The organism is Vibrio sp. D54, from assembly GCF_021728075.1.
In the GTDB taxonomy this organism is placed as follows: Bacteria; Pseudomonadota; Gammaproteobacteria; order Enterobacterales; family Vibrionaceae; genus Vibrio; species Vibrio alginolyticus.
On sequence record NZ_JAKKCS010000022.1, the window covers coordinates 60,156 to 76,954 of the forward strand.

Consider the following 16,799-nt stretch of genomic DNA (forward strand, 5'->3'; position numbering starts at 1 on the left):
CTAATTCATTGTGATTGCTTTGTGTATGTTTATGCCGATGTTTTATCGGCTTATCGAGTAATCCTTGACCTTACCTCAATGTGTAATTAACGCAAAGTGTGAATTAAGCCGAAAAAGAAAAAAGTGCGTCATCAGACCAGAGGAACGAGACAAAAGGGCAAAAAGAACAATAAAAAAGGGAAGCTTATGCTTCCCTTGCTGGTGGAGAGAGTGTGATTTACTCACCGGTGTAAACAATCAGCACCTTATCGTCTTGGTATTGGCGTTCGAACGCGTAGTAACCTTCTTGATTGCGAGTGATGTGCTTACCTTGAGCAACTGCTGGGTGGCGTTTACGGAATTCACCCAACTTTTGCCAATGTTGCAGTAGATCTTCACGTTCGCCATGAATCTTATCCCATGGCATATCTGAGCGTGTGCCTTGGTGAGTATCTGAACCAGTAATGCCAAAATCACGGGCGATCTCATCACCGTAATAGATCTGTACTGCACCCGGAGCCAGCATCAGTGCATTCGCGGCACGTGCTTGGTCATCAAAGCTGCGGCTGCGTGCTGACCAAAACAGCTGTGTATCGTGTGAAGACAAGTAGCTCAACACGTTGAACTCAGGATCGGTATTGATGCGTTCTGCATAGCGGCGGTAATCATTATCAAGTTGAGCGAAACACTTCAGCGCTTTTGGTGCCACATCAGATTGGAACTCGAAGTTGATGATGGAATCGAAGCCGTTATCGAAATACGGGCTCTTCACTACGCTATGTGCCCACACTTCACCTGTCATCCAGAAAGGTAGGTCATCCAAGGCTTTGTCCGGGTTGTTTTGTTTCCATTGAGCAAGCGCTTGGGTGGTGCTGGCTTTCAACTCTGCCCACGCTTCCATTTCAACGTGTTTAGCGGTGTCGACACGGAAGCCGTCAATGCCATAGTCGCGCACCCAATCGGATAACCAGGTAATCAGGTGTTCACGTGGGGTTTGCAGCTCATCTTGCGCATTGGTGTCTTTATTGCGGAAGAAGTTTGGTAATCCGGTTTTCTGAGTTGATTCGGTTTTGAGATCCGGTAGGTAGTTCAAAGACATGGTGATGTCGTTGTAGCCCGGAGCATCGTAGTCGCCAATATCGGTGCGGATCCAATCTTTGCCCCACCATTTATCCCACGCTTCGCTATCACCGTATTTGATGTAGTCGTTGAAGCTGTGCCAGCTTTGTCCTGATTTTGGCTGCCAGTCGGTCCATTTTTCACCAAGGACTTCTTTGGCTTCTTGGTCATCAAGGTAAAGCTGACCAAATCCGAATTCCTGCATGTCTGCTAATGTCGCATAACCTGTGTGGTTCATGACCACATCCCAAATCACGCGGATACCTTTCTTATGGGCAGTATCGACGAAGGTTCTGAGTTCATCTTCGGTACCCATGTTGGCATCAAGCTTGGTCCAATCTTGGTGATAGTAGCCGTGGTAGCCGTAGTGCTTAAAGTCGCCTTTATCGCCGCCGCCAACCCAGCCGTGGATTTGTTCCAGTGGCGAGGTTATCCAGATAGCATTCACACCAAGTGATTCGATGTAATCGAGTTTTTTCGTCAGACCCGCCAAGTCACCACCGTGGAAGGTGCCAATCTCATATTTTCCGTCTTTGCTGCGACCGTAGCTGTTGTCGTTGTCTGGGTTGCCATTGTAGAAGCGGTCGGTCATGACGAAGTACACCGTCGCATTGTCCCAACTGAACGGTTTGTCGGCTTGTTGTTCAACTTCTTCTAGCAGCAATAGACCTTGGCTCATAGGACCCGGTTGCATGGTGACGCTGCCATTGGCGACAGTGGCTTCTTGTCCGGTTAAGGCATCACGAACGACAGTGCCATCATTAAAGGTTTGAGCAACATTGATGGTTTTTGGCGTGTCAGTTGCGACAGGGCAAGAGTAGGTGATGTCCTGAGTCTGTTTTGGTTTGATTTTGACCGTGAGCTCATTGGTGGTTGGGTTGAGCGTAAATTGATAGGTATTGGCTTTGAAGATGCGCAGCGGCATTTGTGCGTCAGTGGCGCAGTTATCCATTTTTAATGGACGATTGAATTTGATGCGATCTTCTTCTGCTAGGGCAAAGCTACTGCCACAGCTTTGCTTGCTGTCAGCAATGGTAAAGCTATAACTGCCTTTTTCGAGTTTTTGCTCGGCGACAAGTAAGCCTTGTGAGTTTTCCTCAAAAACAGCGGTGTCATCACCAACGCTTAATACGATGGCATTTTCTGGAATCTGGCTGCAAGCGCTCAGTAGACCAATAGAGAGTGCGAGAATTGTTTTTTTCATTGTGTCCTTCCCCCGAATAAACAGTCCAGTTATAGCAAAACTGTGCCTCTACAATCCGAGCTCTATACCAACAAGTTAAACGCGTCTCACCCTACAAATTTTAGTCTTGTTCACAAAATGAATAATAAGCGTCACCTTCATCGGTTTGAAGGCAACAAAAAAGGGAAGCATCTGCTTCCCTTTTACTTATTTCTTAATCACTTCGAAGAGTAATGAATTACTTTTGAAGCAAAGAAATGTCTGCGATCTGTAGGAACAGGTTACGCAGGTTGTTCAGTAGTGTCAGACGGTTCTTCTTAAGTGCTTCGTCGTCTGCCATTACCATTACGTTATCAAAGAACGCATCAACTGGTTCACGTAGGTCAGCTAGCTTGCTTAGGGCTTCTTGGTAGTTACCTGTAGCAAATGCTGGCTCTAGCGCTTCAGTCATTACTTCAACGCTTTCTGCTAGTGCTTTCTCTGCGTCTTCGTGTAGAAGTGCTAGGTCGATGTCTGCCGCTAGTTCGCCGTCGAATTTCGCTAGGATATTACCTACACGTTTGTTCGCTGCTGCTAGAGACTCTGCTGCTTCTAGTTCACGGAAGTGAGAAACCGCTTTAACTCGTTGGTCGAAGTCTGCTGGTTTCGTCGGACGACGAGCTAGAACCGCTTGAATGATGTCTACGCTGAATCCTTCGTCTTGGTACCAAGCACGGAAACGACCAAGCATGAACTCGATAACGTCTTGCTCAACGTTGTCGTTGGTTAGGCGATCGCCAAACAGTGACTTCGCTTTCGCTACTAGGTCAACAAGATCTAGGTTGTAGCCGTATTCAACGATGATACGTAGTACACCTAGAGATGCGCGGCGTAGTGCGAATGGGTCGCTGCCTTTAGGCGCTTGACCAATACCGAAGATACCTACGATAGTGTCTAGCTTGTCTGCCATTGCAACTGCAGTTGAAACGCCGTTAGATGGTAGTTCATCACCTGCGAAACGAGGCATGTATTGCTCGTTCAGTGCTACTGCAACTTCTTCTGCTTCACCGTCGTGGCGAGCATAGTGCATACCCATAACACCTTGAGTATCCGTGAATTCGAATACCATTGAGGTCATTAGGTCACATTTTGCTAGTAGACCAGCACGCTTTGATTTCTCAACGTCAGCACCGATTTGCTCAGCAATGTAGCCAGCAAGCTCTGTGATGCGGTCTGTTTTGTCTTTGATCGTACCCAGTTGCTTTTGGAAGATCGCTTGCTCTAGTTCAGGCAGACGGTCGATAAGCGGACGCTTACGGTCTGTGTTGAAGAAGAACTCTGCGTCAGCAAGACGAGGGCGAACTACTTTCTCGTTACCTTCGATTACGTAACGAGGCTCTTTTGATTCGATGTTCGATACGAAGATGAAGTTAGGTAGTAGCTTCTTGTTTTCGTCATAAACAGGGAAGTACTTCTGGTCACCTTTCATGGTGTAAACCAACGCTTCAGAAGGCACTTTTAGGAACTCTTCTTCGAACTTCGCTGTTAGTACTACTGGCCATTCAACCAGAGACGTTACTTCTTCTACTAGGTCATCTTCTAGGTCAGCGATACCGCCAACCGCTGCTGCTGCTTTTTGTGCGTCAGCTAGGATGATTGCTTTACGCGCTTCGTAATCTGCCATTACTTTACCGCGCTCTTCTAGAATCGCAGGGTATTGCTCAGCAGAATCGATAGTGAACTCTTGCTCACCCATGAAGCGGTGACCACGGATAGTGCGGTCTGAAGCGACACCAAGGATCTCGCCTTCGATTAGGTCGCTGCCCATTAGCATGGTTAGCGTCTTAACTGGACGGATGAACTGAGTTGCTTTGTTACCCCAGCGCATTGGTTTTGCGATAGGTAGGTTTGCTAGTGCTTTCGCTGCAAGTTCAACGACGATCTCAGACGTTGGCTGACCTTTCACTTCTTGTTTGAACAGTAGCCATTCACCTTTGTCTGTAACCATGCGCTCTGCTTGGTCAACCGTGATGCCACAACCGCGTGCCCAGCCTTGAGCCGCTTTTGTTGGGTTGCCTTCTGCGTCAAATGCTGCAGAAACCGCAGGACCACGCTTTTCAACAACTTTGTCAGACTGGCTGTCTGCTAGTGCTGCTACTTTTAGAGCAAGACGACGAGGTGCCGCGAACCATTTCACGCCCTCGTGAGCAAGCTCAGCGCCTTTTAGTTCTGCTTCGAAGTTTGCTGCGAATGCTTCAGCTAGTGTGCGAAGTTGCGTTGGTGGTAGCTCTTCTGTACCTAGCTCGATTAGAAATTCTTTTGCCATGTTACTCTACCCCTTACGCTTGTTCTTTCTTACACATTGGGAAGCCAAGAGCTTCACGCGATGCGTAGTATGCTTCTGCAACTGCTTTCGTCAGGTTGCGGATGCGTAGGATGTAACGTTGGCGTTCAGTTACTGAGATCGCTTTACGCGCATCTAGTAGGTTGAATGCGTGGCCAGCTTTTAGAATGCGCTCGTAAGCAGGTAGTGGCAGTGGCTTTTCAAGCTCAAGCAGCTCTTTACACTCTTTCTCGCACTGTTCGAAGAAACCAAATAGGAATTCCACGTCTGAGTGCTCGAAGTTGTAAGTCGATTGCTCTACTTCATTTTGGTGGAAGATGTCACCGTAAGTCACTTTGCTGCCGTCTGGTGCGATGTTCCAAACTAGGTCGTAAACAGAGTCTACTTCTTGGATGTACATTGCTAGACGTTCGATACCGTAAGTGATCTCACCAGTAACTGGCTTACACTCAAGACCGCCAACTTGCTGGAAGTAAGTAAACTGAGTCACTTCCATGCCGTTTAGCCAAACTTCCCAGCCTAGACCCCATGCGCCTAGTGTTGGGTTTTCCCAGTTGTCTTCTACGAAACGGATGTCGTGTACAAGAGGGTCAATACCAAGAACTTCAAGGGAGCCAAGGTACAACTCTTGAATATTGTCAGGCGATGGTTTTAGCGCTACTTGGAATTGGTAGTAGTGCTGAAGACGGTTAGGGTTTTCACCGTAACGGCCATCAGTAGGACGACGTGAAGGTTGTACGTAAGCTGTCGACATTGGCTCTGGGCCAAGCGCTCGTAGACAGGTCATTGGGTGAGAGGTACCCGCACCCACTTCCATATCTAGCGGTTGAACAATGGTACAACCATTTTGAGCCCAATAATCCTGCAGCGCGAGGATCATTCCCTGGAAGGTTTTGATATCGTATTTTTGCATAAGTCAGGTTCGCGCGATTCTCTTGTTACTCGTTAATTCGTCATCTATGCCGAGTTTTTCAACTCTAACAACGGCGATAAAGAGTAATTACGGTTGAATAAATTAACAATCTAGTATAACCAGATATTGAGCATGGGAGTAGAGCTAATCTTGATTAATTCGTGGGCGATTTTCTCCTTTAATGAATTTTTACCGCGTTATCTGCTGTATTTTTCCTAAAAGGGAGTTTTTGCCTGCTTTGGCTCTTGAGAAGCGCAACAAAGGTGGCTAGAATTGCGCCTGTCTTTGGGGAGTAGCTTACCTGATGAAGTTTCTGTTTCATCTGGTTCGTCCGTCAACATAATTGGTGCAAAATCACCATGGCGTTCGAGACTTGAAGCCTTTCAAGTTTAGCAAGACCTTAGACAAATCATCACGAACCGGGGTAGGGGCGTGAGGTTTGTCTTCGGTTAAAAATAATAATCCCTGCCCCAATGAGCATGTCGTGAGCGTTTTAGCTATTTCAATTACTACTGTAGCGTTAGCAGAAATTGGCGATAAGACCCAATTGCTATCTCTATTACTCGCAAGTCGTTACCGAAAACCAATCCCAATTATTGCAGCAATCTTTTTGGCAACTATCGCCAACCACGCTTTGGCTGCATGGTTAGGTGTGGTTGTCGCAGACTATCTATCACCTGAGATTTTAAAGTGGGTGCTGGTGGTCAGTTTTGTCGCGATGGCGGCTTGGGTTCTGATCCCGGACAAACTGGATGATGACGAGCAGATTTCTAATCGAGGCCCATTTATTGCCAGCTTTATCGCGTTCTTCGTTGCGGAGATAGGCGATAAAACTCAGATCGCCACTTCCATCTTAGGGGCGCAATACGCGGATGCGTTAAGTTTGGTGATTATCGGTACCACAATCGGTATGCTGCTGGCGAATGTACCTGTGGTCCTGATTGGTAAATTGTCGGCCGACAAGATGCCTTTAGGGCTGATCCGTAAAATCACCGCATTTTTGTTTATTGCTCTGGCAATAGGGGCTGCACTGTTCTGATTTTTTGCACGTGAAATGATGTGAGTTATCAATCATTAGTGGCGTGCTGCGCGAGTTCAAACTCTGACTCTAAATCGTTCCGTTGCGTGACGGATGACATATAAGTGTCATACTTGTCATGGTAGTTTAATGGTGTGAATGATAGCGAGAGGGCAAGTTTATGCTTACACGTTACATGGGGATGACCCCAAAGAGTCAGAGTTATTTATTCACCTTTGGTTTGGCGCTGTGCTTGTTAGCGATGGTACTGACTGATATGTGGTTGCCGATTGTGGCAGGGACGTTCATTCTTACTGGCTTGACGGTTGAAGCGTGGATTCGGGTGGCGCACATTATTCCAATGCATGAAGAAATCCGTGCGATGCAGAAACAACTTAACAAGCTCCAATCTGAAGTTCGCACACTAGAATATGACGAATAAACAAACGGCAGCCTACTGGGCTGCCGTTTTTGATCTCACTGAGATTATTCCAAACCTTTCTTAATCAGGTACTGATAAGGCAGTTGTTCTGTTTGCGCTGCAATCAACTGGTGATCCATAAAGCGGCAGAAACTCGGAATATCTCGAGTTGTCGATGGGTCGTCCGCTTTTACTAGCAAAACCTCACCATCTTGCATGTTGCGAATTGTCTTCCTGACCATCATCACTGGCTCTGGGCAGCGCAGTCCTTCCGCCTCTAACGTCTTTGTTGCCAGTTCAGGATTAAAGCTCATAGTGTGATTCTCGTAACTAACTTAGCGTTGAATTTTACTTTCGTTGAAAAAATATTCAATAACCACTTGGCAAACCGAATTTTTTGTTTTACCTTAAATTAACAATTTGGTAACAACTGGCAAGGGAGAGGCAATGTTAACAGCGTTAGACAGACTTACGATTTACTCAGTGCTGTGTTTTATCTCGTTTTGTGCATTGGTACTCAGGACGCCAGCTGACACCTCTTTGACGCCTCTTGTAGGCATGGTTGCCACTATTATTGGGATTTGGATCGAGATGCGCAGATGGTCTGGCGCATCTGAGCAAGAAAATTAGCGCTTCTTGCTTGGATCAGAATGCTTTTAATAACGCTCACCTATTTTTTACCGACACTTCATTCCGACACTATCCCCATTTTTCTTGGGCTTCCCCGCTGAAAGGCGGGATTTTTTTTGCCTAAAGAGTACAATTTACCCAAACACATACAAAATAAGTGGCTAATTCGTGGAACTGGAAGATATCTATCGCCGAGATTTAAATTTACTGGTTGCGTTGCGAGTACTGATAGAAGAAAACAGTGTCAGTAAGGCGGCAACACGTCTGAACTTGAGTCAATCGGCAATGAGTCGTGTGCTTGGTCGTCTACGTGACTTGTTGGGAGACCCGCTGTTTACTCGTCAGGGACAGCATTTGATCCCAACTCAGAAAGCGTTAGAGATCGATCGCTCATTGGGCGAACCATTAGAGTCTTTACGTCAGTTGTTATCTCCGGTTGAGTTTGACCCATTGCAATGCGTGCAGACTTTCAACATCGTGACCACCGACTATGCCATGCAAACAATCTTACCGTTCGCTTTGCCGAGAATTTACCAAGAAGCGCCAAACGTGTCTTTCAACTTCTTACCACTGCAACACGACCGTTTATCAGATCAGCTCACTTATGAAGGTGCAGACTTAGCGATTTGTCGCCCGACAGGCCCGGTGGAGCCTCTACGCAGTGAAGTGTTGGGGCGAGTGGGGGTGCTGTGTATGCTTTCAAAACAGCATCCATTAGCGGATAAAGAAATGAGCTTGGATGATTATCTGAGTCATCCACATGCCATGATCGCCATCAGTGATGGTGTTAAGGCACTGATCGAACAAGCTTTGATGGAGAAACCTAAGCGTAAAATGGTTCTGCGGGCTTATCATTTAGAAGCCGCATTGGCGATCATGGATACCTTGCCAATTATCATCACAGTGCCAGCGGACTTGGCGTATCTGGTTGCCGAGCGTTATGACTTGGTGGTGAAACCGTTACCATTCCAATTCACGCCGTTTGAATACTCGATGATTTGGCATGCGCGTTGCGAGCATTCTCCCGCTCAAGAATGGTTAAGAACGATTGTGCGTGAAGAGTGTAGCCGTCTGATAGCTAAACGTATCGAAGATATGGGACTGAACTGCTAACAAAAAAGAGCCAGCAATGCCGGCTCTTCGTCTGTTTACACTGAGTCAGTGTTTATAGCTTGATAACCACACGACCCGTTACTTGACCGTTGGTGATGTCTTCTGCATATTTCGGTGCTTCAGCAAGAGCAACTTCAGTACACGCTTGCTCGAAGTAGCTGTCTGGTAGTAGCTCGACCAGCTTTTCCCATGCAGCGATACGTTTCTCTGTTGGGCACATTACTGAGTCCACACCTTGTAGGCGAACATTACGTAGGATGAACGGCATCACTGTGGTTGGTAGATCAAAACCACCTGCAAGACCACAAGCTGCAACTGCACTGTTGTAATCCATTTGCGCCAATACTTTTGCTAGTACTTTGCTGCCTACAGTATCAACCGCACCTGCCCATACTTGTTTTTCAAGCGGACGTGCTGGTTCTTCAAATTCAGTACGGTCGATGATGCGGCTAGCACCTAGTTTTTCAAGTAGCGGGCCGTTTTTCTCTACACGACCTGTCACTGCAGCAACTTTGTAGCCAAGCTGTGCTAGAAGCGTTACTGCTACTGACCCTACACCGCCACTTGCGCCAGTTACTAGGATTTCGCCATTTTCAGGTTTGATGCCTGCATCAAGCAGTGCTTGAACACACAGCATACCAGTGAAGCCAGCAGTACCAACCATCATTGCTTTCTTGCTGTCTAGACCTTTTGGTAGTGGTACTAGCCAATCCGCTTTTAGACGAGCACGCTGAGACATACCACCCCAGTGGTTTTCACCCACGCCCCAGCCAGTAAGGACAACTTTGTCACCAACTTGGTAGCGGTCGTCTTCTGAGCTTACTACCGTACCTGCTAGGTCAATACCTGGCACCATCGGGAAGTTACGGATGATTTTACCTTTACCTGTGATCGCAAGACCGTCTTTGTAGTTTAACGATGAGTAATCAACGTCAATCAGAACGTCGCCTTCAGGCAGTTGTGTTTCATCGATTTGCTCGATGTTAGCGATAGTACGTTTGTCTTCTTGATTTAGAACTAGAGCATTAAACATAAGGTTCTCCGATTGTGCGGTAGCATGACTCTGGGTCACATGCAGCAAGATATCAACTGGTCTAAGTGTATGTCTTCTTTGTCTATGAATAAAATGAAACTTGAGCATTTAATGTATGCTATTCATGCATGTTTGATGTAAAACAAAGGGCGACATCAATTGTCGCCCTTAAGTGTAATACTAAAAATTTTATTATTAGTTCATTTGCTTATGATTGTTGGCTCGATCACTACAACAACGTCTTGAACTGTTATGGTCGTTCAAATACTGTCGCAATGCCCTGACCCAAACCGATACACATGGTGGCCAGACCGTATTTCGCGTCTTTCGCTTCCATTAGGTTGATCAGCGTTGTTGAGATACGTGAACCAGAACAGCCTAGTGGATGACCCAATGCTATCGCACCACCGTTAAGGTTGACCTTCTCATCCATAACATCAAGCAGGCCTAAGTCTTTAGCACACGGTAGAGACTGCGCGGCAAATGCTTCGTTTAGCTCAACCACATCCATGTCTTCAATTGAAAGACCGGCACGCTTGAGCGCTTTTTTCGTCGCAGGTACAGGACCGTAACCCATAATAGAAGGATCGCAGCCCGCAATGGCCATGCCTTTAATACGTGCACGAATCTTCAAGCCAAGCTCATTGGCTTTCTCTTCGCTCATGATCAACATCGCTGATGCACCATCGGACAGCGCCGATGAAGTACCGGCTGTTACTGTACCGTTTGCTGGGTCGAACACTGGGCGAAGTTGGGACAGACCTTCAACAGATGTTTCAGGGCGAATCACTTCGTCGTAATCCAGAGTGAACAGTGTGCCGTCTGCAGCGTGGCCTTCAATTGGTAGAATTTCGTTTTTAAAACGACCCTCTACGGTTGCTGCGTGCGCACGAGCGTGAGAGCGAGCGGCAAACTCGTCTTGTTGCTCACGGCTAATACCATGTAATTTACCAAGCATTTCAGCCGTTAAGCCCATCATGCCCGCAGCTTTTGCAACGTTCTTTGACATACCTGGGTGAAAGTCTACACCGTGGTTCATTGGCACATGCCCCATGTGCTCAACGCCACCAATTAGGCAGATTTCAGCATCGCCAGTCATGATGGCACGTGTACCGTCGTGAAGCGCTTGCATTGATGAACCACACAAGCGGTTCACCGTCACGGCGCCAATTTCAATCGGCAGGCCCGCGAGTAGCGCGGCATTACGTGCAACGTTAAAGCCTTGCTCTAGTGTTTGCTGTACACAGCCCCAGTAGATGTCTTCAATCTCGCTTGGGTTCACTTGTGGGTTACGCGCAAGAATGCCTTTCATTAGGCGCGCAGATAGATCTTCTGCTCGTGTATGACGGAAAGCACCACCTTTAGAGCGACCCATTGGAGTACGTAGACAATCGACTACGACAACATTTCTTGTTTGATTAGTCATTTTAGAATCCCTCCTTAGATAGAACCTTGCTGTTGTGCACCGTAAAAGCTTTCACCTTTCGCCGCCATATCAATCAGCATTTGCGGTACTTGGTACATCGCACCTAGCTCGGCGTGTTGTTTTGCCATTTCAACGTATTCAGCAATACCCACGCTGTCTAGATAGCGGAATACGCCACCGCGGAATGGAGGGAAACCAAGACCATAAACCAATGCCATATCTGCTTCCTGCGGAGTCGCGATGATGCCTTCTTGTAGGCACAGCACCACTTCGTTGATCATTGGAATCATCATACGTTGAATGATGGTCTGATCGTCAAAGTCCTGCTTATCGGCACAAACGTCAGCAAGTACCGGTAAGATCGCTTCGGAGAAGGTTTTCTTCGGCTTACCTTTTTTATCTATGGTGTAGCTGTAGAAGCCATTACCATTTTTCTGACCATATTTGTCTGCTTCGAACAGTGCATCAATCGCATCACGACCTTGTTTACCCATACGCTCAGGGAAACCGTCAGCCATCACAGCTTGTGCGTGGTGCGCGGTATCAATGCCGACTACGTCAAGCAAGTACGCCGGTCCCATCGGCCAGCCAAATTTACGCTCCATGACTTTGTCGATTTTCGTAAAGTCAGCACCATCACGAAGTAGCATGCTGAAGCCGCCAAAGTATGGGAACAATACGCGGTTAACGAAGAACCCTGGGCAGTCATTAACGACAATTGGTGATTTGCCCATTTTCGCAGCATACGCCACAACACGATTGATGGTTTCATCAGAGGTATGCTCACCACGGATGATCTCAACAAGAGGCATACGATGCACTGGGTTGAAGAAGTGCATACCACAGAAGTTTTCTGGGCGTTTTAGTGATTTTGCCAATAGGTTGATAGGAATCGTCGAGGTGTTTGAGGTGATAACGGTGTCGTCACCGACATGGGATTCAACTTCACTTAAAACTGCTGCTTTTACTTTCGGGTTTTCAACGACAGCTTCAACAATCACATCAGAGTTTTCAATACCTGCGTAATGTAGGCTCGGTGTGATTGACGCTAAAATACCCGCCATCTTAAAGCCATCAATGCGACCGCGAGATAAGCGTTTATTCAGCAGCTTAGATGCTTCAGTCATGCCTAGGTCGAGCGACGCTTGCGCGATGTCTTTCATTAAGACAGGCACACCTTTTAGCGCTGATTGGTAAGCAATGCCGCCACCCATGATACCTGCACCTAACACGGCTGCACGTTGCGTGTCTTTACTTGCTGACTTCGCTGCTTTTTTCGCAATGCCTTTGATGTATTGATCATTAAGGAATAGGCCAACGAGTGATTTTGCTTCTTCCGATTTAGCCAATTTCACGAAGTGCTTACGTTCAATGTCTAACGCTTCATTACGTGCAAAGCGAGCACCTTCTTCAATCGTGATAACGGCTGTCATTGGGGCAGGGTAGTGAGGGCCTGCTTTTTGTGCCACCAGACCCTTCGCCATGGTGAAACTCATCATTGATTCAAGCTTACTCAGCGTTAGCGGAGATGTTTTCTGTGCTCGGCGTGCTTGCCAGTCAAGTTTCTCGTTAATTGCAGAGTTAAGAGTTTGTAGTGCTGATTCGTATAAAGCATCAGTCTCTACAACTGCATCGAGTAAGCCAATTTTCAATGCTTCATCCGCACGGCATGCTTTACCTTGGGTGATGATTTCCATTGCGCTGTCTGCGCCAATAACGCGAGGTAAGCGTACACAACCACCAAAGCCAGGCATGATTCCCAGTTTCGTTTCTGGTAGGCCGATGCTGGTGGTTTTGTCACCAATACGCATGTCTGTTGCTAGCACACATTCACAACCGCCACCAAGAGCGTGGCCTTTGATCACTGAGATGGTCGGAACGGGTAAGTCTTCTAATTTGTTAAAGATGCTATTAGCAAATTGCAGCCATTGGTCGAGCTCGGCATCCGTTTTAGCAAACAGACCTAAAAACTCGGTAATGTCTGCGCCTACAATGAATGCGTCTTTATCTGAAGTGAGCAACAACCCCTTGAGGCCTTGATGGGCAATGAGCGCATCAAGAGCTTTATCTAGCGATTCCAATGTCGCTAGGTCGAGTTTGTTGACGGATTTTGGAGAGCAGAAGCTTAGCTCTGCAATACCATCTTGTATTTCCTTTACCTGTAGGGTTTCGGCTTGGTAAATCATTGTCTATCTCCATGACATACAATCGTGGATTGTCTGTATACCTATTTCAACGACGCCGTGTACCTCGGCAAATAGGTATCGAGGAAGTCGTTTTATTTTTGTTCTGGTTTGACCAGTAAAGTTAGTTTGGATCGTGGATCGTCTAATTTCAATACATTTTTTAAACAAGTGTTTAACATTGTGCGCTGTGGCAGATCTTATGCGACGGGTAAATCACACTCGTGATAGACTTCAGACAAATAGACCTGAATCCATAATCCTATGAATGACAAGCCTTATCTGATTCCAGCAGAGCCCGCTCAATTTGAAGAAGAAATTAAAAAGAGCGTCTTCATTACTTATTTAGCGCACACGCCAAGTATCGAAGCTGCAAAAGCATTTGTTGATCAAATCAAAGCTAAACACGCTGATGCCAGACATAACTGTTGGGGCTTTGTTGCTGGTCGCCCGGAAGATTCAATGAAATGGGGCTTTAGTGATGATGGGGAGCCGTCCGGAACAGCAGGCAAACCAATCCTGGCGCAGCTGTCTGGATCTGGGGTGGGGGAGATCACGGCTGTGGTCACGCGATACTCTGGTGGAATCAAGTTAGGTACAGGCGGCTTGGTTAAAGCGTATGGGGGTGGGGTTCAACAAGCGCTCAAGCTGCTTCAAACTATTGAGAAAAAAATAACCACAAAGCTCAGACTAACGTTAGACTATGGGTTTATGCCTATCGCACAATCAATCATGCCGCAATTTGGTGCGATAGAAGTCGAGGCTGAATACAGCGATCAGGTCGTATTAGTGGTGGAAATTGAGCTTCGAGAAGTGAGCGCGTTTACCCAAGCAATCATCAATAAAAGCGGGGCAAAGGCAATTGTCACTCCGCTAGACGGACAATAATGAAAAACAGGAAGCAACAGGGACAGCTTCGCTAGTCAATTTATCCATGCAATTTCGTTCAATTATTCGAATCGTCGGGCTACTGCTCGCACTCTTTAGTGTCACTATGCTTGCGCCAGCACTCGTTGCGCTGATCTATCGAGATGGTGCTGGTGTGCCTTTTGTCACGACATTTTTTGTTCTGCTGTTTTGTGGGGCCGTTTGTTGGTACCCAAACCGCAGGTATAAGCACGAGCTTAAAGCTCGAGATGGCTTTCTTATTGTCGTCTTATTCTGGACAGTACTTGGCAGTGCAGGCTCGATCCCCTTTCTCATTGCTGACAACCCGAACGTCTCAGTGACAGATGCGTTTTTTGAATCGTTTTCTGCTCTCACGACGACCGGGGCGACCGTTATTGTTGGTTTGGATGAGTTACCTAAAGCGATTCTATTCTATCGACAGTTACTGCAGTGGTTCGGCGGTATGGGAATCATCGTATTAGCGGTGGCGATTTTGCCAGTACTTGGCATCGGTGGTATGCAGCTTTACCGCGCCGAGATCCCTGGTCCAGTCAAGGATACTAAAGTGACGCCGCGCATAGCAGAAACTGCTAAGGCGCTTTGGTACATCTATTTGAGCCTGACTATCGCCTGTGCTTCGGCTTTTTGGTTAGCTGGTATGACGCCATTTGATGCCATCAGTCACAGCTTTTCCACCATTGCCATTGGTGGCTTCTCTACGCACGATGCCAGCATCGGGTACTTTGATAGTTACGCGATTAACCTGATTACGGTGGTTTTTCTGCTTATATCTGCATGTAATTACACACTGCACTTTGCTGCATTTGCATCAGGTGGCGTACATCCCAAGTATTACTGGAAAGATCCTGAGTTTCGCGCCTTCTTGTTTATTCAAGTGCTGCTATTTATCATTTGCTTTCTATTATTACTGAAACATCACTCTTACACATCGACATACGATGCTTTCGATCAGGCTCTGTTCCAAACCGTATCAATATCCACAACAGCGGGCTTTACGACAACAGGTTTTGCGGATTGGCCGCTCTTCTTACCTGTGCTGTTATTGTTCTCTTCTTTTATAGGTGGTTGTGCTGGTTCAACAGGCGGCGGCATGAAAGTGATCCGTATCCTGCTTCTTACCTTACAAGGTGCGCGTGAACTAAAACGTTTAGTCCATCCACGCGCGGTTTACACCATCAAAGTAGGTGGCAGTGCCCTACCGCAACGTGTTGTCGATGCGGTTTGGGGTTTCTTCTCCGCATACGCATTGGTATTTGTGGTTTGTATGTTGGGGTTGATTGCAACAGGAATGGATGAGCTCAGTGCGTTCTCGGCGGTGGCTGCGACTCTGAACAACCTCGGTCCTGGCTTGGGAGAAGTGGCGCTTCACTTTGGTGATGTTAACGACAAAGCAAAATGGGTATTAATAGTTTCTATGCTGTTTGGTCGTTTGGAAATCTTTACCTTACTTATTCTACTTACGCCGACGTTTTGGCGTAGCTAAGGGGAAATCGTGGCAAAAGCATTATTTCTATACTCTTCCCGCGAAGGGCAGACTAAAAAAATTCTCCACTATATAGATGAACAACTTCCAGACTTCGATTGTGAGCTGGTGGATTTACATAATGTCGAGACGATTGACTTCAGCCAATACGACAGAGTATTGATAGGCGCCTCTATTCGCTATGGCCATCTTAATAAAAAGCTATACCAGTTTATTGAGCGAAACCTCAATCAATTGGAGCAAAATAAAGTGGCATTTTTCTGCGTAAACCTAACCGCTCGTAAAGAGGACCAAGGAAAGGATACACCTGAAGGTAGTGCCTACATTCACAAGTTCCTAATTAAGTCGCCTTGGAAACCAACGCTAATCGGTGTTTTTGCTGGTGCACTTTATTACCCACGTTACAGCTGGTTCGACAGAACTATGATTAGGTTCATTATGTCGATGACGGGTGGCGAAACTGATACGACCAAAGAGGTGGAGTACACCAATTGGGAAAAAGTGGCTCTTTTCGCAGATAAATTCAGAGAACTGTAGAAATAACGTGCTCTTTTGACCGCTTTTGATGCAAATTTATCCGAACGATAAAAAAATCAAAAAAAACGAGAAAAAGGGCTTGCCAATGTGATCGCAATCTCTATAATGCCTCCTCGCTGACACGGCAACGCTTCGAAGCTTAAGTTTCGAAAGTAAGAAGCCAAGTTAGCAAGCCAAGTTAGCCAAGCGGAAACGCTTGAAGAAAGTTTGAAAAAAGTGATTGACACTAAACTTTAACTCGCTAAAATGGCCGTCCTGTTTTGAGCAAAGCTCAACAGGAAAGCTCTTTAACAATATAGACCTATCAATCTGTGTGGGCACTCGTTGATGATAATCCAATTAGAAGCTTAGGCTTCAAATTAGGTTTCAATGAAACGAAGTGACCATTGAATCGAAAGATTCAGCACAGTCAATTCAAACATTACTTCTGCTATTTATTAGCGAAAGGAATGTTCAGTATTCATTGAGCCGAACAAAATCTTAAATTGAAGAGTTTGATCATGGCTCAGATTGAACGCTGGCGGCAGGC

Annotated in this window: 14 protein-coding genes; 7 read left to right on the forward strand and 7 right to left on the reverse strand. The window is 46.5% G+C overall.

The genetic code is table 11. The annotated features are described in order from the left end of the window. Window positions 1-217: 217 nt before the first annotated feature. The 3 genes from L3V37_RS21665 to glyQ form a co-directional block, all read right to left on the reverse strand. Complete coding sequence (locus tag L3V37_RS21665) at window positions 218-2,302, reverse strand: alpha-amylase (RefSeq protein ID WP_237307086.1); 2,085 nt, start codon at window positions 2,300-2,302, stop codon at window positions 218-220. 217 nt (window positions 2,303-2,519) lie between these two features. After that, complete coding sequence (gene glyS, locus L3V37_RS21670) at window positions 2,520-4,586, reverse strand: glycine--tRNA ligase subunit beta (RefSeq protein ID WP_104979891.1); 2,067 nt, start codon at window positions 4,584-4,586, stop codon at window positions 2,520-2,522. Between the two features lie 13 nt (window positions 4,587-4,599). Then, window positions 4,600-5,517, reverse strand: a complete 918-nt coding sequence (gene glyQ, locus L3V37_RS21675) for a glycine--tRNA ligase subunit alpha (RefSeq protein WP_237307088.1) — start codon at window positions 5,515-5,517, stop codon at window positions 4,600-4,602. Between the two features lie 484 nt (window positions 5,518-6,001). Here glyQ and L3V37_RS21680 point away from each other — a divergent pair, with 484 nt between their 5' ends. Together L3V37_RS21680 and L3V37_RS21685 are read left to right on the forward strand one after the other, a co-directional pair. Continuing rightward, entirely contained in the window at window positions 6,002-6,556 is a 555-nt protein-coding gene (locus L3V37_RS21680) for a TMEM165/GDT1 family protein (protein ID WP_005378877.1), read from the forward strand. Window positions 6,557-6,716: 160 nt separating this feature from the next. After that, a complete protein-coding gene (locus tag L3V37_RS21685) occupies window positions 6,717-6,977 on the forward strand; it encodes a hypothetical protein (RefSeq protein WP_005497541.1) in 261 nt (86 codons plus the stop codon). Between the two features lie 44 nt (window positions 6,978-7,021). Here L3V37_RS21685 and tusA read toward each other — a convergent pair whose 3' ends face one another. Then, window positions 7,022-7,270: a sulfurtransferase TusA gene (tusA, locus tag L3V37_RS21690; protein WP_005426051.1), complete on the reverse strand. Its 249-nt coding sequence runs from the start codon at window positions 7,268-7,270 to the stop codon at window positions 7,022-7,024. Window positions 7,271-7,403: 133 nt separating this feature from the next. Here tusA and L3V37_RS21695 point away from each other — a divergent pair, with 133 nt between their 5' ends. Further along, window positions 7,404-7,586: a hypothetical protein gene (locus L3V37_RS21695; RefSeq protein WP_005378880.1), complete on the forward strand. Its 183-nt coding sequence runs from the start codon at window positions 7,404-7,406 to the stop codon at window positions 7,584-7,586. 168 nt (window positions 7,587-7,754) lie between these two features. Beyond that, window positions 7,755-8,699 carry a LysR family transcriptional regulator gene (locus tag L3V37_RS21700; RefSeq protein ID WP_005378881.1) on the forward strand — a complete coding sequence of 315 codons (945 nt, stop codon included), beginning with the start codon at window positions 7,755-7,757 and terminating at the stop codon, window positions 8,697-8,699. Between the two features lie 52 nt (window positions 8,700-8,751). On the opposite strand, the gene L3V37_RS21705 is transcribed toward L3V37_RS21700, so the two are convergent. The 3 genes from L3V37_RS21705 to fadB all read right to left on the reverse strand — a co-directional run bounded on the left by L3V37_RS21705 (window position 8,752) and on the right by fadB (window position 13,344). Beyond that, window positions 8,752-9,732: an MDR family oxidoreductase gene (locus L3V37_RS21705; protein WP_025768943.1), complete on the reverse strand. Its 981-nt coding sequence runs from the start codon at window positions 9,730-9,732 to the stop codon at window positions 8,752-8,754. 250 nt (window positions 9,733-9,982) lie between these two features. Continuing rightward, entirely contained in the window at window positions 9,983-11,158 is a 1,176-nt protein-coding gene (gene fadA / locus L3V37_RS21710; RefSeq protein WP_006743176.1) for an acetyl-CoA C-acyltransferase FadA, read from the reverse strand. Window positions 11,159-11,172: 14 nt separating this feature from the next. Next, window positions 11,173-13,344 (reverse strand): fatty acid oxidation complex subunit alpha FadB, encoded by a 2,172-nt coding sequence (fadB, locus tag L3V37_RS21715; RefSeq protein WP_054579435.1) that lies wholly within the window; start codon window positions 13,342-13,344, stop codon window positions 11,173-11,175. A 261-nt stretch (window positions 13,345-13,605) separates the two neighbouring features. Here fadB and L3V37_RS21720 point away from each other — a divergent pair, with 261 nt between their 5' ends. The 3 genes from L3V37_RS21720 to hemG are packed head-to-tail and all read left to right on the forward strand — an operon-like array spanning window position 13,606 to window position 16,270. Further along, window positions 13,606-14,229 (forward strand): YigZ family protein, encoded by a 624-nt coding sequence (locus L3V37_RS21720; protein WP_005378891.1) that lies wholly within the window; start codon window positions 13,606-13,608, stop codon window positions 14,227-14,229. A 46-nt stretch (window positions 14,230-14,275) separates the two neighbouring features. Next, the gene (locus tag L3V37_RS21725) at window positions 14,276-15,733 is read left to right on the forward strand and encodes a TrkH family potassium uptake protein (RefSeq protein WP_005378893.1); all 1,458 of its coding nucleotides are present in this window, start codon (window positions 14,276-14,278) and stop codon (window positions 15,731-15,733) included. 9 nt (window positions 15,734-15,742) lie between these two features. Then, the gene (hemG, locus tag L3V37_RS21730) at window positions 15,743-16,270 is read left to right on the forward strand and encodes a menaquinone-dependent protoporphyrinogen IX dehydrogenase (protein WP_054577148.1); all 528 of its coding nucleotides are present in this window, start codon (window positions 15,743-15,745) and stop codon (window positions 16,268-16,270) included. Window positions 16,271-16,799 lie beyond the last annotated feature (529 nt).

Coding starts and splice junctions, on each gene's coding strand:
- fadB (WP_054579435.1), bottom strand. CDS start 13,344: ATGATTTACCAAGCCGAAACCCTACAGGTAAAGGAAATACAAGATGGT.
- glyS (WP_104979891.1), bottom strand. CDS start 4,586: ATGGCAAAAGAATTTCTAATCGAGCTAGGTACAGAAGAGCTACCACCA.
- L3V37_RS21705 (WP_025768943.1), bottom strand. CDS start 9,732: ATGTTTAATGCTCTAGTTCTAAATCAAGAAGACAAACGTACTATCGCT.
- L3V37_RS21720 (WP_005378891.1), top strand. CDS start 13,606: ATGAATGACAAGCCTTATCTGATTCCAGCAGAGCCCGCTCAATTTGAA.
- L3V37_RS21725 (WP_005378893.1), top strand. CDS start 14,276: ATGCAATTTCGTTCAATTATTCGAATCGTCGGGCTACTGCTCGCACTC.
- glyQ (WP_237307088.1), bottom strand. CDS start 5,517: ATGCAAAAATACGATATCAAAACCTTCCAGGGAATGATCCTCGCGCTG.
- L3V37_RS21685 (WP_005497541.1), top strand. CDS start 6,717: ATGCTTACACGTTACATGGGGATGACCCCAAAGAGTCAGAGTTATTTA.
- L3V37_RS21665 (WP_237307086.1), bottom strand. CDS start 2,302: ATGAAAAAAACAATTCTCGCACTCTCTATTGGTCTACTGAGCGCTTGC.
- tusA (WP_005426051.1), bottom strand. CDS start 7,270: ATGAGCTTTAATCCTGAACTGGCAACAAAGACGTTAGAGGCGGAAGGA.
- L3V37_RS21695 (WP_005378880.1), top strand. CDS start 7,404: ATGTTAACAGCGTTAGACAGACTTACGATTTACTCAGTGCTGTGTTTT.
- fadA (WP_006743176.1), bottom strand. CDS start 11,158: ATGACTAATCAAACAAGAAATGTTGTCGTAGTCGATTGTCTACGTACT.